This window comes from Vogesella mureinivorans (assembly GCF_007644035.1).
Classification (GTDB): Bacteria; Pseudomonadota; Gammaproteobacteria; order Burkholderiales; family Chromobacteriaceae; genus Vogesella; species Vogesella mureinivorans.
The window spans coordinates 1-258 of sequence record NZ_VMTV02000933.1; the positions used below are offsets into that span (position 1 = coordinate 1).

A 258-nucleotide genomic window follows, 5' to 3' on the forward strand; every position below is an offset into this window, starting at 1 on the left:
CGGCAGCTTGATCTCCACCGTCTCCAGCGTCGAAAAGCGTTCGCCGCAGGCCGGACACTCCCGCCGCCGGCGGATGCTGCCGCCGTCCTCGCTGACACGACTGTCGACGACCCGGCTGTCCTCGTGCTGGCAGAAGGGGCAGCGCATTAGGGCCGGCGTTGCGTAGTGCGGCGATGGTTGGCCGTGTGGGCCGGCCCGGGATTCGGGAGCGAAGAGGCGCGTTCGCGGACCACTGGTCCGCGCGCCGATGAGCGCCGG

General features: G+C 71.3%; 1 protein-coding gene. It reads right to left on the reverse strand.

What is annotated here, in order from left to right:
• Positions 1-147: NrdR family transcriptional regulator (locus tag FLQ44_RS24500; RefSeq protein ID WP_439144959.1), on the reverse strand; the 147-nt coding region annotated here is incomplete at its 3' end.
• Positions 148-258: the final 111 nt, after the last annotated feature.